Annotated in this window: 23 protein-coding genes; 10 read left to right on the top strand and 13 right to left on the bottom strand. The window is 71.3% G+C overall.

The window, feature by feature from the left end; translation table 11 throughout:
- Positions 1 to 3 precede the first annotated feature (3 nt).
- The 7 genes from F6X53_RS07335 to F6X53_RS07305 all read right to left on the bottom strand — a co-directional run bounded on the left by F6X53_RS07335 (position 4) and on the right by F6X53_RS07305 (position 8,294).
- Positions 4 to 894 carry an alpha/beta fold hydrolase gene (locus F6X53_RS07335; protein ID WP_150998958.1) on the bottom strand — a complete coding sequence of 297 codons (891 nt, stop codon included), beginning with the start codon at positions 892 to 894 and terminating at the stop codon, positions 4 to 6.
- Positions 895 to 1,007: 113 nt separating this feature from the next.
- Positions 1,008 to 1,514, bottom strand: coding sequence for a GNAT family N-acetyltransferase (locus F6X53_RS07330; RefSeq protein WP_150998955.1), 507 nt, complete (start codon positions 1,512 to 1,514; stop codon positions 1,008 to 1,010).
- 109 nt (positions 1,515 to 1,623) lie between these two features.
- Positions 1,624 to 2,727 carry a microcin C ABC transporter permease YejB gene (locus F6X53_RS07325; protein WP_150998952.1) on the bottom strand — a complete coding sequence of 368 codons (1,104 nt, stop codon included), beginning with the start codon at positions 2,725 to 2,727 and terminating at the stop codon, positions 1,624 to 1,626.
- An 8-nt stretch (positions 2,728 to 2,735) separates the two neighbouring features.
- The gene (locus F6X53_RS07320) at positions 2,736 to 4,628 is read right to left on the bottom strand and encodes an extracellular solute-binding protein (protein WP_150998949.1); all 1,893 of its coding nucleotides are present in this window, start codon (positions 4,626 to 4,628) and stop codon (positions 2,736 to 2,738) included.
- Positions 4,625 to 6,547: an extracellular solute-binding protein gene (locus tag F6X53_RS07315; RefSeq protein WP_150998947.1), complete on the bottom strand. Its 1,923-nt coding sequence runs from the start codon at positions 6,545 to 6,547 to the stop codon at positions 4,625 to 4,627. Before F6X53_RS07315 ends, F6X53_RS07320 begins: the two co-directional genes overlap by 4 nt.
- Before the next feature lie 183 nt (positions 6,548 to 6,730).
- On the bottom strand, positions 6,731 to 6,931 hold the full coding sequence (locus F6X53_RS07310) for a hypothetical protein (RefSeq protein WP_150998944.1): 201 nt from the start codon (positions 6,929 to 6,931) through the stop codon (positions 6,731 to 6,733).
- A gap of 436 nt (positions 6,932 to 7,367) precedes the next feature.
- On the bottom strand, positions 7,368 to 8,294 hold the full coding sequence (locus F6X53_RS07305) for a c-type cytochrome (protein WP_150998941.1): 927 nt from the start codon (positions 8,292 to 8,294) through the stop codon (positions 7,368 to 7,370).
- Between the two features lie 337 nt (positions 8,295 to 8,631).
- On the opposite strand from F6X53_RS07305, the gene F6X53_RS07300 reads away from it, so the two are divergent.
- Both F6X53_RS07300 and F6X53_RS07295 read left to right on the top strand, forming a co-directional pair.
- A complete protein-coding gene (locus F6X53_RS07300) occupies positions 8,632 to 9,375 on the top strand; it encodes a 3-deoxy-manno-octulosonate cytidylyltransferase (RefSeq protein ID WP_150999334.1) in 744 nt (247 codons plus the stop codon).
- A gap of 44 nt (positions 9,376 to 9,419) precedes the next feature.
- Positions 9,420 to 10,277, top strand: a complete 858-nt coding sequence (locus tag F6X53_RS07295; RefSeq protein WP_150998938.1) for a prephenate dehydratase — start codon at positions 9,420 to 9,422, stop codon at positions 10,275 to 10,277.
- A 42-nt stretch (positions 10,278 to 10,319) separates the two neighbouring features.
- Here the strand turns inward: F6X53_RS07295 and F6X53_RS07290 are convergent, their stop codons facing one another.
- Positions 10,320 to 11,045: a tyrosine-protein phosphatase gene (locus tag F6X53_RS07290; protein ID WP_150998935.1), complete on the bottom strand. Its 726-nt coding sequence runs from the start codon at positions 11,043 to 11,045 to the stop codon at positions 10,320 to 10,322.
- 228 nt (positions 11,046 to 11,273) lie between these two features.
- Here F6X53_RS07290 and F6X53_RS07285 point away from each other — a divergent pair, with 228 nt between their 5' ends.
- Complete coding sequence (locus F6X53_RS07285; protein WP_150998933.1) at positions 11,274 to 11,783, top strand: GNAT family N-acetyltransferase; 510 nt, start codon at positions 11,274 to 11,276, stop codon at positions 11,781 to 11,783.
- A 122-nt stretch (positions 11,784 to 11,905) separates the two neighbouring features.
- A complete protein-coding gene (gene ppa, locus F6X53_RS07280; RefSeq protein ID WP_150998930.1) occupies positions 11,906 to 12,442 on the top strand; it encodes an inorganic diphosphatase in 537 nt (178 codons plus the stop codon).
- A gap of 146 nt (positions 12,443 to 12,588) precedes the next feature.
- Here ppa and F6X53_RS07275 read toward each other — a convergent pair whose 3' ends face one another.
- From F6X53_RS07275 to F6X53_RS07265, 3 genes are all read right to left on the bottom strand, one after another.
- On the bottom strand, positions 12,589 to 14,289 hold the full coding sequence (locus F6X53_RS07275) for a methyl-accepting chemotaxis protein (RefSeq protein ID WP_150998929.1): 1,701 nt from the start codon (positions 14,287 to 14,289) through the stop codon (positions 12,589 to 12,591).
- 105 nt (positions 14,290 to 14,394) lie between these two features.
- Positions 14,395 to 15,456, bottom strand: a complete 1,062-nt coding sequence (locus F6X53_RS07270) for an MBL fold metallo-hydrolase (RefSeq protein WP_150998926.1) — start codon at positions 15,454 to 15,456, stop codon at positions 14,395 to 14,397.
- A 92-nt stretch (positions 15,457 to 15,548) separates the two neighbouring features.
- On the bottom strand, positions 15,549 to 16,595 hold the full coding sequence (locus F6X53_RS07265; RefSeq protein ID WP_150999331.1) for an aromatic ring-hydroxylating oxygenase subunit alpha: 1,047 nt from the start codon (positions 16,593 to 16,595) through the stop codon (positions 15,549 to 15,551).
- A 328-nt stretch (positions 16,596 to 16,923) separates the two neighbouring features.
- Here F6X53_RS07265 and F6X53_RS07260 point away from each other — a divergent pair, with 328 nt between their 5' ends.
- The gene (locus tag F6X53_RS07260) at positions 16,924 to 17,796 is read left to right on the top strand and encodes a transporter (protein WP_150998923.1); all 873 of its coding nucleotides are present in this window, start codon (positions 16,924 to 16,926) and stop codon (positions 17,794 to 17,796) included.
- 319 nt (positions 17,797 to 18,115) lie between these two features.
- Here the strand turns inward: F6X53_RS07260 and F6X53_RS07255 are convergent, their stop codons facing one another.
- A complete protein-coding gene (locus F6X53_RS07255) occupies positions 18,116 to 18,637 on the bottom strand; it encodes a hypothetical protein (protein WP_150998920.1) in 522 nt (173 codons plus the stop codon).
- A 277-nt stretch (positions 18,638 to 18,914) separates the two neighbouring features.
- On the opposite strand from F6X53_RS07255, the gene F6X53_RS07250 reads away from it, so the two are divergent.
- The 4 genes from F6X53_RS07250 to rimM are packed head-to-tail and all read left to right on the top strand — an operon-like array spanning position 18,915 to position 21,944.
- Positions 18,915 to 19,160: a glutathione S-transferase gene (locus F6X53_RS07250; protein ID WP_150998918.1), complete on the top strand. Its 246-nt coding sequence runs from the start codon at positions 18,915 to 18,917 to the stop codon at positions 19,158 to 19,160.
- 37 nt (positions 19,161 to 19,197) lie between these two features.
- The gene (ffh, locus tag F6X53_RS07245) at positions 19,198 to 20,781 is read left to right on the top strand and encodes a signal recognition particle protein (RefSeq protein ID WP_150998915.1); all 1,584 of its coding nucleotides are present in this window, start codon (positions 19,198 to 19,200) and stop codon (positions 20,779 to 20,781) included.
- A 56-nt stretch (positions 20,782 to 20,837) separates the two neighbouring features.
- Positions 20,838 to 21,200 (top strand): 30S ribosomal protein S16, encoded by a 363-nt coding sequence (rpsP, locus tag F6X53_RS07240; protein WP_150998912.1) that lies wholly within the window; start codon positions 20,838 to 20,840, stop codon positions 21,198 to 21,200.
- 12 nt (positions 21,201 to 21,212) lie between these two features.
- A complete protein-coding gene (gene rimM / locus F6X53_RS07235; RefSeq protein WP_150998910.1) occupies positions 21,213 to 21,944 on the top strand; it encodes a ribosome maturation factor RimM in 732 nt (243 codons plus the stop codon).
- Positions 21,945 to 21,969: 25 nt separating this feature from the next.
- Here rimM and F6X53_RS07230 read toward each other — a convergent pair whose 3' ends face one another.
- Complete coding sequence (locus tag F6X53_RS07230) at positions 21,970 to 22,716, bottom strand: class I SAM-dependent methyltransferase (protein ID WP_150998906.1); 747 nt, start codon at positions 22,714 to 22,716, stop codon at positions 21,970 to 21,972.
- Between the two features lie 73 nt (positions 22,717 to 22,789).
- Here F6X53_RS07230 and trmD point away from each other — a divergent pair, with 73 nt between their 5' ends.
- Positions 22,790 to 23,530 (top strand): tRNA (guanosine(37)-N1)-methyltransferase TrmD, encoded by a 741-nt coding sequence (gene trmD / locus F6X53_RS07225; protein WP_150998903.1) that lies wholly within the window; start codon positions 22,790 to 22,792, stop codon positions 23,528 to 23,530.
- Positions 23,531 to 23,585: the final 55 nt, after the last annotated feature.

Here is a 23,585-nt window from a genome sequence, read left to right as displayed (position 1 = left end):
GCCTCAGATCCGTCCCGCGCCCTCGAAGAACCGCGCGATCTCGGCCGCCGCGGCGTCCGGCCTCTCCCGGTGCGGGAAATGGCCCGCGCCCTCGAACGGCGCGAGGTCGAGATCCGCGAAGGTCACGCCGAGGCGGTCGGTCCAGGCATAGGGGAAGAGCGGGTCCCGCACGCCCCAGCGCACGCAGGCCGGCCGGGTGATCGGGGGCAGGCGCGGGGCCTCGCCGCGGATCATCGCGAGGCGCCCCGCATTCTGGCTGCAATACCAGTTGAAGCCGCCCTGAAGGTTGCCGGGCTGGAGGAAGTTGTCGACGAAGGCCTCCAGCACGTCGTCGAAGGCCGCCGGGTTGCCGCCGGCCCAGTGCCGCAGGAAATGCCCGATATGGAGCCGGCAGGCTTCTCGCGAGGACCCCACCAAGGCGGCCGCGAAGGGCTTCTGGTGGAAGGATTGGTACCAGATCTCCGCCAGCATCCCGGGTACGCCGAGGCGCGGGCCGATGCCCGGATAGGGGCAGTTGAAGAAGAACAACCCCGCGATCCGCTCCGGCGCCGCGCGGCCGAGTTCCTGGGCCACGTAGGCTCCGACATCGTGCCCGACGAAGCCGGCGCGGGCGAGGCCGAGCCGATCGAGGAGCGCCACGATATCGGCGGCGTGCACCGCGGCGCCGACCTGATCGGAGGAGTGCGGATCGGGCTTGTCGCTGGCCCCGAAGCCGCGGAAATCCGGGGCGATGCAGGTGAAGCGCCCGGCAAGCCGCGCCATCACGGGCTCCCAGGTGAGCCAGAATTCCGGCCAGCCGTGAAGGAACACCAGGGGCGCGCCGCGCCCCGTGCTGGCGACGTGGAGGCGCACGCCGTTGGCCTCGACCGTCTCGTGCCGAATCTCCCCCGCCATCGCGTCGGTCTCCGGTTCGGGCGCCCACGCGCCAAGCCTCAACGCGCCAGGAATCAAAGCGCCAGGGATCGGGGCGCCAGGGATCGGGGCGTCAGGCCTCAACGCGCCGAGGCTCAACGCGCGAGGGCGACCGCGACGTTCCCGCGGGTTCGGGCGCAGGCCCCCGCGGTCAGTTCCAGCCAGAGGAAGCGGGCAGGGTCGACGGGCCCCGGAAGGGTCAGGTGCCCCGGCGGCACCGGCGTGAAGCCGAACCGAGTATAATACGGGGCGTCGCCCACCAGGATCACGAGGCCGTGGCCGCCGGCGCGCGCCGCGTCGAGGCTCGCGCGCATCAGGCCGGCGCCGATGCCGCGCCCGTCGAAGCTCGGATCGACCGTCAGCGGCCCGAGGACGAGGAGCGGCTCCGCCCCAGCCAAAGCCGGCCCGATCCGGACCGAGCCGACCAGATAGGTGCCGACGAGCGCCGTGAAGCTGAGATCGGGCAGGTGCCCCACGCCCTCGCGCAGGCGGTAGGGGGTGCGGGCGAAGCGGCCCGGCCCGAAGGCGCGGGCATGGAGGCGCTCGATGGCCGGCCCGTCGTCGGGGTGCTCGGGCCGGATGACGAGGGAGAGCGGGGACACGCGCGAGTTCCGAGGCGGGAGAGGCGCCCGATAGCAGCGGGGGCGATGGCCTGCAAATCGGGCGTTGCGCGCCGGGTCGTTCCGGGGCGGCGCGGCCGCGAGCCCCGCCTCAGGTCGCCCGGGCCGAGAAGTCGATGCGCGGATCGATCCAGACATAGATCATGTCGGAGAGGAGGTTCACCGCGAGCCCCATCAGCGAGAAGATGTAGAGGGTAGCAAACACCACCGGGTAGTCGCGCCCGACGATGGACTGGAACGAGAGCAGCCCGAGGCCGTCGAGGCTGAAGATCGTCTCGATCAGGAGCGAGCCGGTGAAGAAGGCCGAGATGAAGGCGCCGGGGAAGCCGGCCACCACGATCAGCATGGCGTTGCGGAAGACGTGCCCGTAGAGGACGCGGCGCTCGCTCAGGCCCTTCATCCGGGCGGTCATGACGTATTGCTTGCGGATCTCGTCCAGGAAGGAGTTCTTGGTCAGCAGCGTCGAGGTCGCGAAGGCGCCGATCACGAGGGCGGTCAGCGGCAGCACCATGTGCCAGGCGTAATCAGCGATCTTCTGGGCCAGGCTGAAGCTCTCCCAACCCTCGCTGGTGAGGCCGCGCAGGGGGAAGATCTGGAAGAACGAGCCGCCCGAAAACAGGATGATCAGCATCAGGCCGAACAGGAAACCCGGGATCGCGTAGCCGATGATGACCACGAAGGAGGTCCAGAGGTCGAAGCGGGAGCCGTCCTTGACGGCCTTGCGGATGCCGAGCGGGATCGAGATCGCGTAGGACAGGAGCGTCATCCAGAGGCCGAGCGAGACCGAGACCGGCAGGCGCTCGCGGATGAGCTGCAGCACCGTGACGTCGCGAAAATAGCTGCGTCCGAAATCGAACCGGGCGTAGTCCCAGAGCATCTTGGCGAAGCGCTCGGGCGCCGGCTTGTCGAAGCCGAATTGCTGCTCGAGCTTGGCGATGAATTGCGGGCTGAGCCCCTGCGCGCCGCGATACTTCGCATTCGTCTCGCCGCCGGCCCGGTTGGCGCCGCCGCCGCCAAGATCCCCCGCGCCGCCGGTGACCCGCGAGAGCGCGCCGTCGCCCTGGCCCTGGAGCTGGGCCAGCACGCGCTCGACCGGCCCGCCGGGAGCGAATTGCACGATCGCGAAGGTGATCAGCATGATCCCGAACAGGGTCGGGATCATCAGGGCGATGCGGCGCAGGACGTAGCTGAGCATGGGCCCCCTCAGTTCCGGCCGATCCTGCGGGCCCGGTCTGCCTCGTACCACCAGACGCCCGGGACGCCGAGGCCGTATTTCGGGCCGAGCGCCGGGCGGCCATAGACGTCCCAGACCGCGATGCGGTGCGAGGCCGAATACCACATCGGCACCCAGTAGCGCCCCGCCCGCAGGCAGCGGTCGAGGGCCCGGCAGGCGCTGACGAGGTCGGCGCGCGAGGCGGCGTCGGCGATCCGGTCGAGGAGGGCGTCGATGGCCGGGCTCGCCACGCCCGCGAGGTTGTTCGAGCCCTGGGTCCCGGCCGAGCCCGAGCCATAGGCCTCGCGCAGCTCCGCGCCCGGCGTCATCCCGTTCGAGAAGCGGCGCACCGTGAGATCGAAGTCGAAATCCTTCAGGCGCGACTGGTATTGCGACGGGTCGACGTTGCGGATCGCGGCCTTGATCCCGATCAGCCCGAGATTGCGGATGAACGGGTGGGTGTGCGGCTCCAGCGCCGGATCGGAGTCGAGGAACTCGATCTCGAGCGGCTTGCCGCCGGGGAGCCGGAGGGTGCCGCCGTCGCGGGTGCAGCCGGCCTCGCGCAGGAGCGCCACGGCGCGGCTGAGGAGCGCCCGGTCCTGGCCCGAGCCGTCCGAGACAGGCGGCGTCCAGGCGTCGTCGAAGACCTCGGCCGGCAGGTTCTGGCGGATCGGGTCGAGCAAGGCGAGCTCCTCCGCCGAGGGCTTGCCCGTCGCCTTGAGGTCGGAATTCTCGAAGAACGAGGCGGTGCGGGTATAGGCCCCGAACATCAGATTGCGGTTCGTCCACTCGAAATCGAAGCAGAGGCCGATCGCCTCGCGCACCCGGGGATCGCGAAAGGCCTCGCGGCGGGTGTTGATCCACCAGCCCTGCGTGCCCGAGGGCGTCGCGTCCGCGATGGTGGCACGCACGATGCGGCCCTCGGCGACGGCCGGGAGATCGTAGCCCGTGGCCCAGACCCGGGCGGTGAACTCCTCCCGGAAGGTGAAGGCGCCGCTCTTGAAGGCCTCGAAGGCGACCTGCCGATCGCGGAAATACTCGTACCGGATGGCGTCGAAATTGTTCTGGCCGGCAGTCACCGGCAGATCGTCGCCCCAGTAATCGCGCACCCGCTCGAACTCGATGAAGCGCCCGACATCGAGGCGTCCGACCTGATAGGGGCCGGAGCCGAGCGGCGGCTCCAGCGTCGAGGCCTCGAAGTCGCGCCCCGCGTAATAGGCGGCGGAGAAGACCGGCAGCGTCGCGATCACGAGGGGCAGGTCGCGGCTGCGGCCGGGCGCGAAGGTCACCGTGACGGTCGCGTCGTCGGTCGCCACCGCATCCGCCATGTCGCGGATCACCTGCGCGATCTCGGGATGGCCCTTCTCCTTCAGGAGCTTCAGCGAGAAGGCGACGTCGCGCGCGGTCAGCCGCGTGCCGTCGTGGAAACGCGCCTGCGGCCGCAGCCGGAACGTGTAGGTGAGGCCGTCGGGGCTGATCTCCACTGAGCGGGCCAGCAGGCCGTAGAGCGCGTCCGGCTCGTCCAGGGCCCGCACCATCAGGGTGTCGAAGGTGAGGTTCATCCCGGCAGCACCCTCGCCGCGCAGGACGTAGACGTTCAGCGTGTTGAAGGTATCGGAGGCCTGGTTGCCGAAGGTCGCGGCGAGCTGCGCCGAGAACCGGCCGCCCTTCGGGGCCGCCGGGTTCACGTAGTCGAAATTCTGGAACCCCGCCGGGTATTTCAGCTCGCCGAAGCTCGACAGGCCGTGGGCGATGCGCGCCTCGGGGGGGGGCGCCGCCTGCGCCCGGCCGGCGCGGGGCAGGCCGCCCACGCCAGCGAGCGTCCCGGCCCCGAGCCATCCGGCGCCGAGGAGGAGGGTGCGGCGCGTGGGGGCGCCGCTCAACGGGGGGCTCCGGTCTTGGCCGCGAGGCTCTCGTCGTACCACCAGGTCGTCGGGAAGCCGGAGCTGCCGTATCGCGGCAGGGTCGGCGGGTGGCCGAAGCGGTTCCAGCGCAGCGTCCGGGAGACGTTCGAGGCCCATTGCGGCACCACGAAATTGTGGGCGAGGAGAACCCGGTCGAGGGCGTGCGTCGCCGCCAGCACGCCGGCGCGGTCCTTGGCGAAGATGACCTTCTCGATCAGCGCGTCGATGGCCGGGTCCTGGATGCCCGCGATGTTGCGCGCCCCCGGCTTGTCGGCGGCGGCCGAGCCCCAGAACTCGCGCTGCTCGTTGCCGGGCGAGAGCGATTCCGGCCAGGAACTGGTGGTGATGTCGAAATCGAAGCCCCGCATCCGGTTCTGGTACTGGGCCTGGTCGATCACCCGCAGGGTCGAATCGATGCCGATGAGCCGGAGCTGCGCCGCGAAGGGCAGGATCACCCGCTCGAACACGTTCTGGAACTCGAGGAACTCGACCGTGAGGGGCTCGCCCGTTTTGGCATTCACCATCTTGCCGCCGCGCAACTCGTAGCCGGCCTCGCGCAGGAGCTTCGCGGCCTCGCGGAGATTGGCCCGCACGGCGTCGGGCGTGTCGTTGACGGGGTTGCGGTAGGCTTGCGTGAAGACCGAAGCCGGGACCTTGTCCTTCAGGCTCTCCAGGATCGTCTTCTCCTCGCCCTCGGGCAGGCCGGAGGAGGCGAGCTCGGAGCCGAAATAGTAGGAATCGATCCGCTTGTAGAGGCCGTAGAACAGGGCCCGGTTCATCTCCTCGAAATTCATCGCGAGGTTGAAGGCGCGGCGCACGCGCTCATCCTTGAACTTGTCCCGGCGCAGGTTGAACACGAAGGCCTGCATGTTTCCGCTGCCCCGGTCCGGGAAGGCCTCCTTGACGAGGCGGCCCTCCTTGACGGCCGGGAAGTCGTCATAGGCGGTGGCCCAGTTGCGGGCGATGTTCTCCGCCCGGAAATCGTAGAGGTCGCCCTTCAGCGCCTCGACCAGGACCGTCGCGTCGCGAAAATACTCGTTGCGCAGGGTGGCGATGTTGGAGCGCCCCGCATTCACCGGCAGATCCTTGCCCCAGTAATCGGCGACGCGCTCATAGGTCGCCGAGCGGCCGGGATCGAACTTCGCCAGCCGGTAGGGGCCGGAGCCGAGGGGAATCTCCAGGGTCGTCTCGGTCGGGTTGCGGGTCTTGCCGGCGGCGTCCTTGCCCGTCCACCAATGCTTGGGCAGGACGCGGATCTGGCCCAGCACCTGCGGCAGCTCGCGGTTGCCCGTCTCGGAGAAGCGGAAGGTCACCTCGCGCGGGCCCGTCGCCTCCGCGCTCGAGACGGTCTGGTAATAGGCGGCGTAGAAGGGACTGTTGTCCTTCAGGATGTGGAAGGACCAGATCACGTCCTCGGGGGTGACCGGCTGACCGTCGTGCCAGCGGGCGTTCTCGCGCAGGCGGTAGGTCACGGAGGACAGGTCGGGCGCCACCCGCACCGCCTCGGCCAGCAGCCCGTAGGAGGTGAAGGGCTCGTCGAGGGATTCGGTCATCAGCGTGTCGTAGATCGACAGGATCCCGCCCTCGAGATCGCCCTTCAGGCCCGACACGATCAGGTTGAAATTGTCGAAGCCGCCCTGCGCCCCGAGGCGCACGAGGCCGCCCTTCGGCGCCTTCGGGTCGGCATAGTCGAAATGCGCGAAGCCGGCCGGGTATTTGGGCTCGCCCATCAGCGTGATGGCGTGGGTCCATTCGCCGGTCGAGGCCGTGAGGGCCGCCGGGGCCGCGGTCTCCGCGGGCGCAGCATTCTGCGCGGGGGCGGCCCTGGCCGGAAGCCCGAGGACGGCGAGGCTGAGCGTCGCGGCGAGAAGGCGTCCGATCACGGCATTGGCTCTCACGGTGTGGCGATCTCCCGTATCCGGTCCAGGGCTGGCGCCGCCGGGCGAGGCGGCGTGGGCCGTTCTAGGACGGACGGGGCACGCACGCCAGACTTGGCGCCTGCGCGCCAAGCGCGCGATCGAGGCAGACTTGGCGCCAAGCGCGCGACCTAGGCGGAGAGCGGCGCGACCGGGCCCCAAGCCTCAACGCGGGCGGGGCGTCCCGGACGGGCTGGGGGGCGGGGCTTCCCCGTTCCTGTGGGGATCGACGCGGACGAGCAGCTTCATCGAGGCGTCGATGCAGGCGCGGCTCGATTGGACCGCGAGCTTCGTCAGGGCGAGCGAGCGGTCCGTACGCGCCTGGAAGGCCAGATCGAGGCGGGGAGGCTGCTCAAGCTTTCGCATCCCCCTTCTGTGCCGCCGGCCGCCAAACCCCGCATTCACGTGGGTTAAAGCGCGCCGCGCACGAAAAAGGCCGGGCGCAACGGCCCGGCCTTCGAGAAGCGATCCTGCGGATCGGGCTGCGGCCTTAGTGCCGCGCCCGATCGCGTTGCAACGGGCTGGAAAATACGCAGCCCCGGTCCGGTTCGGCGCGACGAACCCCCTCTCCCGTGCGGGAGAGGGTTGGGGTGAGGGATGAGCGCCGTCAGGATGGAGCATGCGGTCGTATCGCCGACTGGGCGTCGATCGGGCGCACCTCGTTCTGAAAGGTCTCGACCCTCACCCTGTCCCTCTCCCGCACGGGAGAGGGGATCCGCGCCCGCTTCGGCACGGGCGCGGCCGACGGTCCCGGCGCAACGCGATCGGGAACAGCTCTAAGCGGATGGCCCGCTCGGCCGGCCTATTGCTGGGCCGGCTTGTCCTTGTTGATCTCCAGGCTGTTCGCCTTCTGCTCGGCGGCCGGATCGGCCTGGGCCGGCGCTTCCTTGGTGGCCGCGGCCGGCGGAGCGGTCGGGGCGGTCTTGGCGGCGTCGGTCGGGGTCGGGCCGCTGGCCTCGGGCGCCTGCTTGGGATCGACCTCGTTGTGGCCCTCGACGCTGCCGGCGGGCTTCGCGCCCACGGGCTTGGCGCTCCCGGTATCGGCGGGCTTGGCCGGGCTGTCCTTGCCCTGCGAGGGCTTGCCGGTGGCGGGGGTCTCGGCGGTGGGCTTGCCCTCCGCCGGCTTCTCGGCGGAAGCCTCGGCGGGCTTGGCCTCAGCCGGCTTGGCGTCGGCAGGCTTGGCCTCGGCCTTCTCGGCCGCCGGCAGCGGCTTGGGGCTGTCGGAGAGCGAGTGCAGGTAGGCGACGACGTTGGCCCGCTCCTGCGGCGAGGCGATGCCCGCGAAGGCCATCTTGGTGCCCTTCACGTAGCCCTTCGGCGATTCGAGGAAGTGGTCGAGATCCTCGTAGGTCCAGGTGCCGCCCTTCTCCTTCATGGCGGCCGAGTAATCGTAGCCCTCGTGGCCGGCCTTCTTGCGCTCGACCACGTCCCAGAGGCCGGGGCCGACCTTGTTGGGGCCGCCCTTGTCGAAGCTGTGGCAGGCATGGCAGGCCTTGGTGCCGGCCTCGCCCTTGCCCAGATTGGCGCTGGCCAGGCGCACCGCGATGGGCTCGGCCTTGACGGCGGGGGCGGCCCCGGCGGCTTCGGCCTGCGGCTCGGGCAATTCGTACCCGGCATTGCCCGCGGGCTTGGGGTGGTAGATGAGCTCGGCCACGAATCCTGATCCAAGGGCGAACAGCAAGGTTCCGAGCACGGCACCGGCAACCTTGTTCAGCTCGAACGAGTCCATTCTCGACAACTCCGGCGCGCCTGTCCGGGAGACGGTTCCCGGCAGCGCATGGCAGCGACCGGCGGATCGAAGCGCCGGACCTTGGAAATATTCGAGGGTGCCTTAGCCGCTCTGCCCCGATCTTGACAATGGCGGACGTGACGTCCGCGTAGTCGCAGAGCCCCCCATGAAACCTGTCCAGGACAGGCTCGCACCCGATCCGCGGCCCGGACCCGCCTCAGGATCCTGCCGCGCCCGCACCCCGAAGCTCGCCTCGAACTTCGCCTTGGGCGCCGCCATGACAACACGCCCGGCGCCTGTTAAGCACCCGGCCCGCGAGCCGAAGTCCACAGAGATCATGTCCGACCCCCTCGTCCTGATCCCCGCGCGCCTCGCCGCGACGCGGCTCCCGAACAAGCCGCTCGCCGACATCGCGGGCGAGCCCATGATCGTGCATGTCTGGCGCCGCGCCGTCGAGGCCGGCATCGGCCCCGTCGTGGTGGCCACCGACAGCGACGCCGTCGCGGAGGCGATCGAGGCGGTGGGCGGCGTCGCGGTGATGACCCGGGCCGACCACCCCTCCGGCTCCGACCGCCTCGCCGAGGCCCTGGAGATCGTCGACCCGGAGGGCCGCCACAGCGTGGTGGTGAACCTGCAGGGCGACCTGCCGACCATCGATCCGCGGATCATCGGGGCGGCCATCACGCCGCTCGCCGACCGCGCCGTCGATATCGCGACCCTCTGCGCCGAGATCACGCGGGCCGAGGAGCGGACGGACCCGAACGTGGTGAAGATCGTCGGCCACCCGGTCGGCCCGAATCGCCTGCGGGCGCTCTACTTCACCCGGGCTCAGGCGCCCTGGGGGGAGGGGCCCCTGTTCCACCATATCGGCCTCTACGCCTATCGGCGCACCGCGCTCGCCCGATTCATGGCCTTGCCCCCCGGCACCCTCGAGACCCGCGAGAAGCTGGAGCAGCTGCGCGCCCTCGAGGCCGGGATGCGCATCGACGCGGTCGTGGTCGAGGACCTGCCGCTCGGCGTCGACACCCCCGCCGACCTCGAACGCGCCCGCGCGGTCATGTCGGCGCGGCGCCTGAACTGACCCCTCCGCCCGCATTGACGAAGAGAGCCCGGACCGAGCCAGCGATGACGAACCGCACCATCTCCTACCAGGGCGAGCCCGGCGCCAACTCGCACATCCTCTGCGCCCAGGCCTATCCGGACTGGACGCCGCTGCCCTGCCCGACCTTCGAGGACGCCTTCGCGGCGGTGACGGAGGGGCGGGCCTCGCACGCCATGATCCCGATCGAGAACTCGATCGCCGGGCGGGTCGCCGACATCCACCACCTGATCCCGACCTCGCCGCTGCACATCGTGGCGGAGCATTTCCTGCCGATCCATTTCCAGCTGATGGCGCTCCCCGGCACCCCCGTGGAGGCGCTCCGGAGCGTGCACAGCCACGTCCACGCGCTCGGCCAGTGCCGCCGCATCATCCGGCGCCTCGGCCTGCGGGCGGTAGTGGCGGGCGACACGGCGGGGGCGGCCCGCGAGGTGGCGGAGGCCGGCGACCCGAGCCGGGGGGCGCTGGCGCCGGCGCTCGCCGCAGAGGTCTACGGCCTCGACATCCTGGCGCGTGACGTCGAGGACGAGGCCCACAACACCACCCGCTTCGTGGTGTTCGCGCCCGAATCCGTGCCCGCCGCGCCGGGCGACGGGCCGATGGTGACGAGCTTCATCTTCCGGGTGCGCAACATCCCGGCGGCGCTCTACAAGGCGCTCGGCGGCTTCGCCACGAACGGCGTCAACATGTCGAAGCTCGAGAGCTACATGGTCGAGGGCCAGTTCACCGCGACGCAGTTCTACGCCGAGGTCGACGGCCATCCGGAGGATCCGGGCCTTGCCCGCGCCCTCGACGAGCTGCGCTACTTCTCGCGCGAATTGAAGATCATCGGCATCTACCCGGCCCACCCGTTCCGCGAGACGACCCGCCTCGCGGCGGAGTGAGGGCGACGCCCGCTCCGAGGCGTTCGCGCGCTCGGGGCGCGGCTATTCCCGCCGGATCACCCGGTCGACCATCAGGTCCGACCAGAATCCCGGCCGGAAATCGCGCTTGAGCGCCTCCGGATCGTAGGCGGTCTCGACCCAGGTCAGAAAATCGAGGCCCTTCGCCTCGCCGTCCCGCAGGTAGAGGGCGAAGAAGGCGTCGAGGATGCCGGTCTTGGCGAAGCGGAAATGGCCGTAGCGGGCCGAGAGCTGCCGGGCGGCCTCCGCCACGGGGCGCCCCTCGTGCAGGATCAGGTAGAGGGCGGCGGCGAGGCCCGCCCGGTCCGCCCCCGACTTGCAATGCATCACGGCCGGGTACTCGATCCCGGCGAAGAAGGCCTTGGCAGCCAGGATCGTCTCCCGCGAGGGAGCCTCGCGCGAGCGCAGGACGAATTCCACGAGCTGCAGCCCGTGCCGCTCGCAGGCCTCCCGCTGCAGGGGCCAGGAGCCGTGCTCGCGCCCGCCGCGCAGCGACACGACGGTGCGGATCCCGTCGCGGTGGAACCGGGCGAGGTCGCCCGGGCTCGGCTGGGCCGAGCGCCAGAGCGCGCCGGCGCCGACCCGGTGGCGGTTGAGATAGGCGAGGCGGAAGACCCCGTGATCGACCAGCAGCATGTTGGCCCAGGCCATCAGCCGGGCGCGGCGCCCCGCGATCGGCTTCTCGAACCGGGCGATGCGCGCCATCCGGCGGGCATAGCGGGTCTCGGGCTTGAGGAAGCGTTTGAACACGGTTCGGGCAGGCCGGGGCTCGGGCAGCGGGGCAGGAGGCTCTAACAGCCCGGCGGAATCCCGGCAATTCACCCCGGAGCCGGGCGCGCGACCGGCGCCTGCCATCCGCGCCGCGGCATCAGCTTTGCCTTCTCTTTGCCGGGATCGGGGCAGAACCTGAGGCTCCCTACGGCAGTTACCCGACCGGCAACGACGCGAGACACCTTCCGAAGCAAAGGGATCCGGCCCATGAGCACGCGCAGCACGACCAGCATCCGCCGGGCCCGCGACGCCGACGCGGGGGCGCTCTCGGGCGTGTTCGATGCGGCGTGGCGCGAGGCCTATCGGGGCGTGATCCCGGGCGTGGCCCTGGAGCGCCTGATCGCGCAGCGCGATGCCCGCTGGTGGCGCGGCGCCCTGCGGCGGGGCCGGCCGATCGCCGTGGTGGAGACCGCCGGGTCGGTGGTCGGATACGCCGCCTACGGGCGGGCCCGCAGCAACCTGCTCAAGGCCGAGGGCGAGATCGACGAGCTCTACCTCACCCCCGAATACCAGGGCATCGGGCTCGGCCGCCGCCTGTTCCGGGCCGTGCGCAACGACCTCGGCGACCACGGCCTCACCCGCCTCGGCGTCTGGACGCTGGAGGACAACACGCGGGCGGCGGGCTTCTACGAGAGCCTCGGCGGGCTTGCCGGCCCCCGGAGCCTCGACCGCGTCGCCGGCGTGCCCCTCGCCAAGGTCGGCTACCGCTTCGGTTGATTTGCGACGTTTCCCCGCAATCGTCGCGACGGCGCGGCGCGCGTGATTTTCTTTGCGCCGCAACACCTCTAAGAGACCCGCATAACGGGGCTTATTCGCCCCGATCTCCGGGAGACTGACAGATGCTCATCGACGCCATCTCGATCGGCAAGAATCCGCCGCATGACGTCAACGTCGTCATCGAGGTTCCGCTCGGCGGCGAACCGATCAAGTACGAGATGGACAAGGAGTCGGGCGCCCTCGTGGTCGACCGCTTCCTCTACACGGCGATGCATTATCCGGGCAATTACGGCTTCATCCCCCACACCCTCTCGGGCGACGGCGACCCCTGCGACGTGCTCGTGGCCAATACCCGGGCGGTGGCGCCCGGGGCGATCATGAGCGTGCGGCCCGTCGGCGTTCTCGTGATGGAGGACAATGCCGGCGAGGACGAGAAGATCATCGCGGTCCCGTCCCGCCACCTGACGATGCGCTACGACCGCGTCGAGAATTACACCGATCTGCCCGACATCACCCTGAGCCAGATCCAGCACTTCTTCGAGCACTACAAGGATTTGGAGCCCGGCAAGTGGGTCAAGGTCGTGCGCTGGGGCGACAAGGCCGAGGCGCAGCGCCTGATCCTCGAGGGCGTCGAGCGGGCCAAGGGCGCCAAGGCCTGACGCGCCGGCAAGACCTGACGCCCCGCGAAGCCTGACACACCCCGCGAAGCCTGCCTCGCCGCGAGGCCTGGCTCGCCGCGAGAAGACGAAAAAAGAACCCCGGACCGCCCGAGCGGTCCGGGGTTCTGGCGTTTCGGAGGGGCGGTTCAGGCCGCCACGGCCTGCAGGAAGCGGCCGATCTCGGCCTCGAGGCTCGCGGCCACGTCCTCGACCGAGGTGGCGGCCGCCTCGACGCTCGCCGCCACCTCGGCGGTGCGCTGCGCGGCCTGCGCCACCGTCGAGAGGTCGCGCGCGATGGCGACGCTCGTCTGGGCGGTCGCGTTGACGTTGCGGGAGATCTCGTCGGTGGCCGCCCCCTGCGCCGCCACGGCGCCCGAGAGATCGGCGGTGGTGGTGCTGATCATGCCCATGCGCTCGGTCATCCGGCCGATCGCCTCGACGGCGACGTTCGTGGCCGTCTGGACCCGGGAGACTTGGGTGGCGATCTCGTCGGTGGCGTTGGCGGTCTGGCTCGCCAGCGCCTTGACCTCGGCGGCCACCACCGCGAAGCCGCGCCCGGCCTCTCCGGCCCGCGCCGCCTCGATGGTGGCGTTCAGCGCCAGCAGGTTCGTCTGCTCGGCCACCGCCCGGATCATCCCGACCACGTCGCCGATGCGCTGGGCCGAGGCGGTGAGGTCGCCGACCTGCGCGTTCATGGCGGCCGCTTCCCCGAAGGCGCCCTCGACATCCGATTTCGCCCGGTCGATCCGGCCATGGATCTCCGCCACGGAGGCCGCGAGCTCGTCGGCCGCGCTCGCGACGGTCTGCACGTTGGCGGAGGTCTCGCGCGAACCCGTCGAGGCCCCCGCGATCGCGCTCGTCGCCTCGGCCGAGAGGGCCGACATCGCGGCGGCGCGCTCGCGCATCTCGCCGGTGCGGGCGTTGAACACCGCGATCGAGCGCTGGACCGCGACGCGGAAGCCTTCCACCTCGGCATCGAGGTGGAGGCGGCGCCGGCGCTCGCCCGCGCTGGTCTCGTGCCGGTCCGCCTCGAGGCTGCGGGCGTGGCGGCTGGTGCCGCGCAGGGCGTCGAGGGCCCGGGCCACGGCCCCGATCTCGTCGCGGCGGCCTTGCGAGGGGATCGGGCTGTCGAGGTCGCCCTCGGCGAGGCGGGTGGTGCGGGCCGCGATCTCCGTGAGGGGCCGGAACAGGCGCAGGCCGATCGGCACCATCACCAGGCAGGCGAGCAGGGCCACGACGAGGCTCGTCAGCGCCATGGTGCCCATCGTGGCGCTGTAATCCGCGTAGTAGCGCTCCAGCGGGATGCCGACATACAGGACGCCGTTGACCCGGCCCGCCGCGTCGACGGTGGGGTGGTAGACGGTCCAGAACGGGCGGCCGAACAGGGTCACGGCCCCCGAATAGGCCTGGCCCGCGCGCACCACCGCGTTGGCGGGGCTGTCGGGGGCGAGGGCGGTGCCCACCGCCCGCTCGCCGTTCTCCTTCTTGACGTTGGTGATGCGCCGCACGAAGCGGTCGCTGCCCCGGTCGAAGGCGAAGACGGTGGCGTTGCCCTCGATATAGGCGGTGACGTCGTCGACCACCGAGAGGTCGCTGAGCGCACCGAGATCGGGGGCGACGACGCGGGCGAGGTGGGGACCGTCGAGGCTCACGGCCGCGCCCGGTACCTTCGCGCCGAAGACGAGGGCCAGGGTGCGGATGTGCATCTCGGCTTCCGCGCGCTGCTTCGCCTCCAGTTGTGACCAGATCTCGCGGCTGGTCGCCGCCAAGAGAACCCCGACCGTGAGGATGATGGCCGCGCCGGCGAGAAGGATGATCTTGGTGGTCAGGCTGCGAAAGCGATGCATGGGGCGGCTCGTCGGGGGAACATTGGAATCGTTCCGCACAATGACGCTCAAGCCCTTACGCTTCGCTTAAATGCACGCGACGGTAGTAACGATCCGGCGCGGCCGTCAGGCCTCCCAGACCTGGCCGGGCCGCAGCGCCAGGAAGCTCTCGGGCGTCCGGCCCGAGGCCGCGAGCGCGGCGGCCAGCGCCTCGGCGGGGCGCTCCACGCCCTCGTCGGTGAGCCGGAAGGTGCCCCAATGGTGCCCGAGCGCCGGCGGGTTGCCGAGGAGCTCGACCGCCGCCACGGCATCCTCGGGGTTCATGTGCTGCGGCCGCATGAACCAGCGCGGCTCGTAGGCGCCTATCGGCAGGGTGGCGAGGCGCGGGACCCCGAACCGGGCGCGCACGTCGCGGAAGATCGCTCCGTCGCCGAGGCCTGTATCGCCCACATGGTAATGCACGCCCGAGGGCGAGGTGATGACGTAGGCGCACCAGAGCGCCATGCGCTTATCGTTCAGGCCGCGCGCCGACCAGTGGTTCGCCGGCACGAGGTGGATCGTCAGCCCGTCGCCGAGATCGACCGACTCGCCCCAGTCCCGGCTCTCCACGTGCATGGTCTCGTCGTAGCTGCGCAGGATGGCGTCGTTGCCGAGCGGAGCGACGATCAGCGGCTGATGCGCCTGCCAGAGCCGGGCCAGAGCGGGCCCGTCGAGATGATCGTAGTGGTTGTGGGTAATCAGCACCGCGTCGATGGGCGGCAGGTCCGCGAAGGCGATGCCGGGGCGGTTCACGCGCTTGGGCCCGGCGAAGCGCAGGGGGCTGGCGCGGCGCGCGAAGACCGGGTCCACCAGGATGTTGCGGCCCGCCACCTGGAACAGGTAGCTCGCATGGCCGATCAGCACGACCCGCAAGCCCGCGACCCGCTCCGGCGGCGTGTCCGCCGGGAAGGGGCTCGGGAACGCCTTCGGCCAGGCCTCGCCCTTGCGGGCGAATTGCCAGCGGATCACGTCCACCAGGTCCTTGTCCGCGGCCTGACCGGGGCTGTGGAAGCGCAGCCCGTCGAAATGGTCGCTCTTCGGCCCGGAATAATACGGGTTGTTGCCCCGCCGATGCGCGGCGTAGCCGACGCCCCCGAGGGTCATCACCGTGGCCGCGCTGACGGCCGTGAGGAGGCTTCGCCGTTTCATCGCCGCGGAGATGGCGGGGGCGCCGGCGCAGTCAAGCCGCGGCGCGCCCGTGACGCAGGGATTCGCTCACGCGCGCCAGCGCAGAATTGCGCTCACGAGCGCCAGCGCAGGATCTGCGGTTCCAGCGGGTTGTGGAAGGCGCGGGTCTCGCGCGCCGCCTGGAGGGCTTCCCGCTTCAGGCGAAAGTACCATTGCGAGGGCAGGTCGCCCTGGCCGAACAGCACCATGGTGGGCTTGCGGTCGAGGCCCTTCTGGGCGTGCTGGAGCACCTGCTGGTCCTGGGTCAGGAACTGGCGCATCAGCGGCCGGGCGATGGGCTTCAGCAGGTTCAGGGCCGGCATGTTCCAGTAGAGCGCGTTGGTCAGCATCGTCCGGTTGTGGCTCATCGGCGTCGCGTAGGTGTAGTTCGCCACGCGCTTGGCCCCCGCCGCGATGCGCTCCAGCCGCACGCCCGGCAAGCGGAACTCGATCTCCACCGCCGGCGCGCCGCCGAGCAGCCGGTAGACCGGCGAGCTCGTCGTGGTGGCGTGGCTCGTCATGGTGAAGCCGTGCGGCGTCGGGGCGAAGTGCTTCACCTTCTCGCGCAGAGCCTTGGAGGGCCGGAACCACCAGGAATCGTGCACGAAGGCGACGTGGCCCGGATCGACGAGGCTGAGCGTCGTCAGGTCGAAGGAGGCCTCGACCTCGAGCTCCACCACGCAGGCGCCCGCCGCCTCGAAATCGAGGGCGGGCAGAGCCGGCACGTCGGCGAGGCCCGGAGGACCGAGATAAGGATTGACCCAGACGAAGCCGGCGCTCTCGCGCACGGGGAAGCGCTGGACCGCGATGCGGGAGAAATCGGCGGCATCGGATGCGGACAAGGTCGGCACGTCCCGGCAGCGCCCGTCCGTGCCGAAGCGCCAGCCGTGGAACGGGCAGGTCAGGGCCTCGCCGTCGAAGCGCCCCCTGGACAGGGCCATGCCCCGGTGCGGGCAGCGGTCGCGCAGCGCGAACAGCGCGCCCTCCGCGTCGCGGCCGACCACCATCTGCTCACCGTTGAGCTCGACCGCCCGGAGGGTCTTGGCGCTGGCCCGGCCCCCGCCCGCGAACGCGGCGCTGCGGCCGACGCAGTACCAGGCATTGCCGAGCGGCTGGCGCATGGCCTCCGGATCGAGGGCGTCCGCGTCCGCGGCCGGATCGCGCGGGTTCGGCAGGGGAGCGTGCGACACGGGCTTCCGGCGATCCGATGGGGGCAAGGCGCCCTCATACGCCCCGGCGCCCGCCCTGGCCAGACGCCGCCCCTCCCGGGTCCGCCTCCCGGCTGTGCCCGCGCCGCCACGGCCCCGGAGCATTCGCGCGGCGCACAACACAGGAGGGCGCGCGGGCGGCACCGCGCGTGCATGGTCGGGGCGCCGGCTTTTGGCGCCGGCTTTTGGCGCCGGCCTGGGCTCCGGTGCGGCGCAGGGTGTCGAGATGGGACGCGTTCGAATGACGGCCAGGCGCGTGGGCCTGCGGCTCGCGGCCGCGTGCGGAATCGGCCTCGGGCTCGCGGCGGGTCAGGCCTCGGCCGCCTCCTCGGCGCAGCCCGGCCAGACGGTGGGGTTGCCGGCCGGCGCGCCGCTCCCGATCGGCCTGACCTTCATCGACACGTCGAGCTTCGGCTCCCGCGACATCCGGCCCCGATCGACGGATTCGAACGTCAACCTGCCGTCCTTCATCTGGGCGACCCCCTGGAGCATCGCGGAAGGGCGCCTGCAATTCGTCGTGCTGCAGCCGATCACCGCGTCGAGCACCCGGGGCGCCGCCTACCAGAGCGGCTTCGGCCAGACGCTGCTGGCCGCGCAGGTCGCCTGGAAACTCGGGAGAGACCTGAATGTCAGCTACCTGCTCGGCGCCTACCTGCCGAGCGACACCAGGATCGTGATCCAGAACCCGGTGCTGCACCAGCGCTTCGCGGTCACCTATAACGGCGGCGGCTGGAACCTCACGGCGAATATCCTGTACGGGACGCTCCTCGACACGACCTCGCCGAGCGGGACCTTCTATCCCGACTTCCTCAACCTCGACCTCACGGCCACGAAGAAGTTCGGCAAGTGGGAGGTCGGCCCCGTCGCCTTCGGCTCGACCGACCTTCCGACCCGGAACCCGACCTACCGGCGCCAGGGCCAGTTCGCGGTGGGCGGGCTCGTCGGCTACAATTTCGGGCCTGTGAACCTCCAGGCCTACGTCACCCGCGACGTGGTCCAGCGCAATTACGGCGGCCTCGAAACCCGCGGCTGGCTGCGCCTGATCGTGCCGATCGTGCCGATCGCGACGGAGCCGGCGGCGGAGGCGCCCCGCCCGCTGGTGCGCCGGTTCTGACCGCAATCCGATCTGGCGCCACGGCCGCCGGCCGGGGGAGCGGCGAGAGGGCGCAGGCCGGGGGCTTTTCATCCAGCGTCCGGCTCCCTACTTTCGGGATCCCAGCAACAAACGGAAGGAGGTGATCCAGTGTCTCATTGTCATCAGCCGCGGTCGTCGGCTCACCGGACCTGGACCGTCGCCTCCGGCGCTTTCCTCTAAGCGCTATAGGCACGCGAGACAGTTTCGGCCGGACCGCGGTTCGGCAATGGAAGGGCCGCCCTCATGGGGCGGCCCTTCGGCTTTTCGGGGGGGCGGGGACGGCCTCGGCGGCGCGGCCTCAGCGCTTCTGGAACAGGGGCTGGGCCAGGGCTTCGCAGCGGGCCTGCCAGAGATCGCGCTCCTCGCGGATCGCCTGCAGCTCGCTCATCTCGTCCTGGACGTGCTTGCGGAGGTCGCGGATCTCCTGAGCCAGCATCGCCTGGAGCTCGGCGTAGCGGTCGGTCTCCTGCCGCAGCTGGGCCTTCAGCATCAGGTTCTCGGCCATCAGCTCGGAGACGTCCTCGGCCTCGACGCCGCCGATGACGGCCTCGGCGGGCTGCACCACGCGGGGCGCCCAGCTCGGGCTCGACTCGGCCGGGCGATGCGCCTCGGCACGCGACGCATCTTGGCGCGAATGATCTTGGCGCGACAGATCCTGGCGCGAATAATCCTGGCGCTGGACCCGCGCCTCGGCGCCGGGAGGCGGGGAGGGGGCGGCCGGCGCGTGCGCCTTCATGGCGGCGAGCCAATCCCGCAGCGGGCCGGGGGTGGGACGGCTGCCGCCCTCGGACGGCGGGTAGTGACGGGCGGGTTCCGACATGGCGGGCGTCCTTGCGATCTCGAGGACGATCCGATCAGGTTAGGCTTAATGAAGCGTAAATCTTAACGAAGATGGTGCGTGCCGCGCCGAGAATTTGACTTTTCCCCCGGGCGCGCCTAAGGCCCGCCCTCCCGATCCGACGCGACGACGTCAACCTGGAAGCCGCCCGGTCCCACGAGGCCGGAGGTCAACGCCCGACAGCGCGTTCGCGCCCTCGGGCGTGTTCCGCGTTGGCCTCGTCCCGTCCCCGAGCCGGCCCGCCCGGCTGAGAGACGCCATGACGCCGCCAGACACGTCTGCAGACGCGACCACGCCCGGACAGGCCCTCCGCATCGAGGATGCGGTGAACGACGTCTGCCCGTGGTCCGGCAAGCCGATCTCGGCCGATTCGCTGACGCTCTACAGCGGCGCGGTGGTGGGGTTCTGCAAGCCCGAATGCCGGGACAAGTTCGCCCGCGCCGTCCAGGCCTTCGAGGACGCGCTCCAGGCCCGCCGCGTCGAGAAGGCGGGTCTCCACCAGTGATGCGCCCGAAGACGCGCCCGCACGGGATCGCCTGACCATGTTCGAAGGCCTGTCCGACCGCCTCTCCGGCATTCTCTCGGGGCTGACCCGCCGCGGCGCCCTCACGGAGGCCGACGTCACGGCCGCGATGCGCGAGGTCCGCCGCGCGCTGCTCGAGGCCGACGTGGCGCTGGAGGTCGTGCGCGGCTTCACCGAGCGGGTGCGCGAGAAGGCGGTGGGCGCCGTCGTCCTCAAGTCCGTCACCCCTGGCCAGATGGTCGTCAAGATCGTCAATGACGAGCTCGTGGCGATGCTCGGCGCCGAGGCCGAGATCATCGACCTGAACGCGCCCGCCCCGGTCGCCATCCTGATGGTCGGCCTGCAGGGCTCGGGCAAGACCACCACCACCGCCAAGATCGCCCGCCGCCTGTCGAGCCGCGAGAAGCGGCGCGTGCTGCTGGCCTCCCTCGACACCCGCCGCCCGGCCGCGATGGAGCAGCTCGCGGTGCTGGCGGCCCAGGTCGAGGTCGAGAGCCTGCCGATCATCGCCGGCCAGTCGGCGGTGCAGATCGCCCGGCGGGCCATGGACGCCGCCCGCCTCGGCGGCTTCGACGTGGTGATGCTGGATACCGCCGGCCGCACCACCCTCGACGAGGCGCTGATGGCGGAGGCCGCCGAGGTCAAGGCGGCGACCAGGCCCCACGAGGTGCTGCTCGTCGCCGACGCGCTGACGGGCCAGGACGCCGTCAACACGGCGCGGGCCTTCGACGAGCGCCTCGGCGTCACCGGCATCGTGCTGACCCGGATGGACGGCGATGCCCGCGGCGGCGCGGCGCTCTCCATGCGCGCCGTCACGGGCAAGCCGATCAAGCTCGTCGGCACCGGCGAGAAGGTCGACGCGCTGGAGGAGTTCCACCCGGCCCGCGTCGCCAACCGCATCCTCGGCATGGGCGACATCGTCTCCCTGGTGGAGAAGGCGGCCGAGACCATCGACCACGAGCAGGCGCTCCGCACCGCGGAGAAGATGCGCAAGGGCAAGTTCGACCTCGACGACCTGTCGATGCAGCTCGGCCAGATGGAGAAGATGGGCGGCATCGGCGGCCTGATGGGCATGCTGCCGGGCATGGGACAGATCAAGAAGCAGGTCGAGGGCGCCAATCTCGACGAGAAGATGTTCCGGCGCCAGCGGGCGATCATCTCGTCGATGACCGCGCAGGAGCGCAAGAATCCCGATCTCCTCAAGAATTCCCGCAAGAAGCGCATCGCCGCCGGGTCCGGCGTCAAGGTCGAGGAGATCAACAAGCTCCTCAAGATGCACCGGACCATGGCCGACATGATGAAGGCGATGGGCTCGGGCAAGCGCGGCATCGGCCAGGCGCTTGGCTCCATGTTCGGCCTCGGCGGGGGCGGGGGCATGGGCGGAATGCCCGGCGGGATGCCGGGGCTGCCGCCCGGGATGCCGGAGCCGACGCCCGAGCAGATCGAGCAGATCCAGAAGCAATTCGGCGGCAAGCTGCCGCCGATGCCGCCAGGCCTCGGAGGCCCGGGCGGCGGAAAGATGCCGAGCCTTCCGGGGTTGGGCGGACCGAAGGGACCGGGCCTGCCCGGTCTCGGCGGGTTCCCGTTCGGGAAGAAGAAGTGAGCGGGCCGGTCGCGCGCCCCTCCATCCACACGACACTGACAGCCTAGGAGAAACCGATGTCCCTCAAGATTCGCCTCACCCGCGGCGGCGCCAAGAAGCGCCCGTACTACCGCATCGTCGTCGCCGATGCCCGCTCCCCGCGCGACGGCCGCTTCATCGAGAAGGTCGGCGTCTACGACCCGATGAAGCCCAAGGACGATCCGGCCCGCGTCCAGCTCGAGACCGACAAGATCACGTCCTGGCTCGCCAAGGGCGCGCAGCCGACCGACCGCGTGCTCCGCTTCCTCGACGCCGCCGGCCTCGCCAAGCGCCCGGCCCGCAACAACCCGCAGAAGGCCGAGCCCGGCGAGAAGGCCAAGGAGCGGGCGGCCAAGCGCGCCGAGGCGGCCGCCGCCCCGGCCGAGGATGCCGCGGCCTAAGGACCGGCGAGCATGGCGCGCCGTCCCGGAGGACATCCACCCCGCCAGGACGGCGCGCGCCTCGCCCGGCCCGGCCGCCTCTCGCCGGCGGCCGAGACCTCGGCGCGGCAAGATCGGTCTGCGCGGCAAGATGGGTCTGCAGCTGCGGAGCCGTCGGCGCAGCCCGAGGGGGCCGGCGCGATGCCGGTCCTTCCCGAAGATTTCGTCCTCATGGGCGAGTTCGGGCGGGCGCACGGGCTCAACGGCGAGGTCCGGCTGAAATCCTACACGGCGGACCCGGTGGGGATCGCCCGCTACGTCCCGCTCCTCACCCGCGACGGCCGGTCGATCGAGATCACCGACGCGCGGCCGGCGCCGGGCTCGGCCCCGGATCTCCTCGTCGTCCGGGTGAAGGGCGTCCGGAACCGCGACGAGGCCGAGGCCCTGAACCGGCTCGCGCTGCACGTCCCCCGCGCCCGCCTCGGGGAGGCCGCGGAGGAGGACGAGTTCTTCACCGCCGACCTCGTCGGCCTCGCGGTGGTGGATGGAGCGGGCACGATGCTCGGGACCGTCACGGCGGTGCCGAATTACGGCGGCGGCGACCTCCTGGAGATCCGCCCCGAGGCCGGCGGCCCGACCGCGCTCCTGCCCTTCACCAAGGCCTTCGTGCCGGGCCTCGACATCCCGAACCGCCGCATCGTCGTGGATCCGCCCGAGGACCTGTTCGCGCCCCCCGGCCCGAAGCCCGCCGACGCGCCGGGCTAGAGCCGTTCCCGCGGCGCGCCCGCGCTCAGCGCGCCGCCGGCGCGGCCCGGCTTTCCGCGTCCCGGCAGGGCTTGATCGTGCCGGGGTCCGGCCGGCGCTCCGGGGCCGGCGCCTCGAACAGGGCCAGGTACCCGACCCCGCCCGTGAGCGTGCTGAACCCGGTCTCGCGATAACCCGAGGCGGCGAGCTCGCAGCGCAGGAGCGCCGGCGGCGTGCCGTGGCGCGACGGGACGTCGTCCGCATCCACGATGCCGACGCGGCCCCCCGGCTTCATGGCGGCCGCGAGGTTGTGCAGGAGCCCGTAGGGCTGGCTGATCTCGTGATACATGTGGACCAGGAGGGCGGCATCGACCGAGGCCGGTGGGAGGCGGGGATCGTGCGGCTCGCCCCGCACCACCGTGACATTCGAGAGCCCCGCCTTCCGGATGCGCGCCTCCAGATCGGCCAGGTAGCGGGGCGTCACGTCCTCGGCGAGCACCCGGCCCCCCGGCCCGACGCGGCGCGACAGGCGCAGGGCGTAGTAGCCGCTCCCCGCCCCGATATCCGCCACCGTCTCACCCGGGGCGATCCGCATCAGGCGGGCCACCTGCCCGAACTCGTCGGCCCTCTCGCGCTCCTTCTCCAGCGCCCATTGCGCCGCCACGATCTCGGCCACCGGCCGGTCGGGCTTGGGGAAGGCCGAGGCCGGCGCACCGGGCGGCCCAAGGGGGCCCGCCGCCAGCGCAGGCGCCGCAAGAAGGACTAGGGCCGCGAGGAGGGGATGACGGAACATGGGCTGACAACGGGCGGCGGGCCGGATGGTGCCGGCGATTGACCGCGCCCCCGGGCCCGCGCCATCAAGCGCCATGACGACGGCCCTGACCCCGACGGCGCCCTGGCGGGCCACGATCCTCACGCTCTATCCCGAGATGTTCCCCGGGCCGCTGGGCCTGTCGCTCTCCGGCGACGCGCTGGCGCGGGGCGCCTGGGATTGCGAGGCCCGCAACATCCGCGACCACGGGCTCGGGCGCCACCGCAGCGTCGACGACACCCCCGCGGGCGGGGGCGCCGGGATGGTCCTGCGCTGCGACGTGCTGGCGGCGGCGATCGATTCGGCCGCAGCGCCCGACGACCCGCGCCCGCGCCTCCTGATGTCGCCGCGCGGGCGCCCGCTGACGCAGGCGCGGGTGCGGGCGCTGGCGGGAGGGCCCGGCCTCGTCGTGGTCTGCGGCCGGTTCGAGGGCGTGGACGAGCGCGTCATCGCGGGCCGCGGCCTCGAGGAGGTCTCGATCGGCGATTACGTGCTCTCGGGCGGCGAGATCGCCGCGATGGTGCTGGTCGATGCCTGCGTGCGCCTGCTGCCCGGCGTGATGGGCAAGGAGGCCTCAGGCGTCGAGGAGAGCTTCGAGGGCGGACGCCTCGAATATCCGCACTTCACCCGCCCCCGGGACTGGGAGGGGCATTCCATCCCGGAGGTGCTGACCGGCGGCAACCACGCCGCCATCGCCCGCTGGCGCGCCGCCGAATCCCTGCGCCTGACCCGCGCGCGGCGCCCGGATCTTCTCGGGCCGGATCTTCTCGCACCGGATGCGCGGAAAGATCCGTAACTCCGTGATGCAAAACACATAACAACTGCCAAACCCGGCGTCCCGCGAGAGAAAG

Source organism: Methylobacterium soli, assembly GCF_008806385.1.
GTDB lineage: Bacteria > Pseudomonadota > Alphaproteobacteria > Rhizobiales > Beijerinckiaceae > Methylobacterium > Methylobacterium soli.
This window is presented reverse-complemented; position numbering and strand designations above follow the sequence as displayed.

Bases quoted from the DNA above. Each gene is read 5' to 3' on its own strand.
- F6X53_RS07335 (WP_150998958.1), bottom strand. From the start codon at position 894: ATGGCGGGGGAGATTCGGCACGAGACGGTCGAGGCCAACGGCGTGCGC.
- F6X53_RS07325 (WP_150998952.1), bottom strand. From the start codon at position 2,727: ATGCTCAGCTACGTCCTGCGCCGCATCGCCCTGATGATCCCGACCCTG.
- F6X53_RS07310 (WP_150998944.1), bottom strand. From the start codon at position 6,931: ATGCGAAAGCTTGAGCAGCCTCCCCGCCTCGATCTGGCCTTCCAGGCG.
- F6X53_RS07305 (WP_150998941.1), bottom strand. From the start codon at position 8,294: ATGGACTCGTTCGAGCTGAACAAGGTTGCCGGTGCCGTGCTCGGAACC.
- F6X53_RS07300 (WP_150999334.1), top strand. From the start codon at position 8,632: ATGTCCGACCCCCTCGTCCTGATCCCCGCGCGCCTCGCCGCGACGCGG.
- F6X53_RS07295 (WP_150998938.1), top strand. From the start codon at position 9,420: ATGACGAACCGCACCATCTCCTACCAGGGCGAGCCCGGCGCCAACTCG.
- F6X53_RS07285 (WP_150998933.1), top strand. From the start codon at position 11,274: ATGAGCACGCGCAGCACGACCAGCATCCGCCGGGCCCGCGACGCCGAC.
- ppa (WP_150998930.1), top strand. From the start codon at position 11,906: ATGCTCATCGACGCCATCTCGATCGGCAAGAATCCGCCGCATGACGTC.
- F6X53_RS07275 (WP_150998929.1), bottom strand. From the start codon at position 14,289: ATGCATCGCTTTCGCAGCCTGACCACCAAGATCATCCTTCTCGCCGGC.
- F6X53_RS07270 (WP_150998926.1), bottom strand. From the start codon at position 15,456: ATGAAACGGCGAAGCCTCCTCACGGCCGTCAGCGCGGCCACGGTGATG.
- F6X53_RS07265 (WP_150999331.1), bottom strand. From the start codon at position 16,595: ATGCGCCAGCCGCTCGGCAATGCCTGGTACTGCGTCGGCCGCAGCGCC.
- F6X53_RS07260 (WP_150998923.1), top strand. From the start codon at position 16,924: ATGACGGCCAGGCGCGTGGGCCTGCGGCTCGCGGCCGCGTGCGGAATC.
- F6X53_RS07255 (WP_150998920.1), bottom strand. From the start codon at position 18,637: ATGTCGGAACCCGCCCGTCACTACCCGCCGTCCGAGGGCGGCAGCCGT.
- F6X53_RS07250 (WP_150998918.1), top strand. From the start codon at position 18,915: ATGACGCCGCCAGACACGTCTGCAGACGCGACCACGCCCGGACAGGCC.
- ffh (WP_150998915.1), top strand. From the start codon at position 19,198: ATGTTCGAAGGCCTGTCCGACCGCCTCTCCGGCATTCTCTCGGGGCTG.
- rpsP (WP_150998912.1), top strand. From the start codon at position 20,838: ATGTCCCTCAAGATTCGCCTCACCCGCGGCGGCGCCAAGAAGCGCCCG.
- rimM (WP_150998910.1), top strand. From the start codon at position 21,213: ATGGCGCGCCGTCCCGGAGGACATCCACCCCGCCAGGACGGCGCGCGC.
- F6X53_RS07230 (WP_150998906.1), bottom strand. From the start codon at position 22,716: ATGTTCCGTCATCCCCTCCTCGCGGCCCTAGTCCTTCTTGCGGCGCCT.
- trmD (WP_150998903.1), top strand. From the start codon at position 22,790: ATGACGACGGCCCTGACCCCGACGGCGCCCTGGCGGGCCACGATCCTC.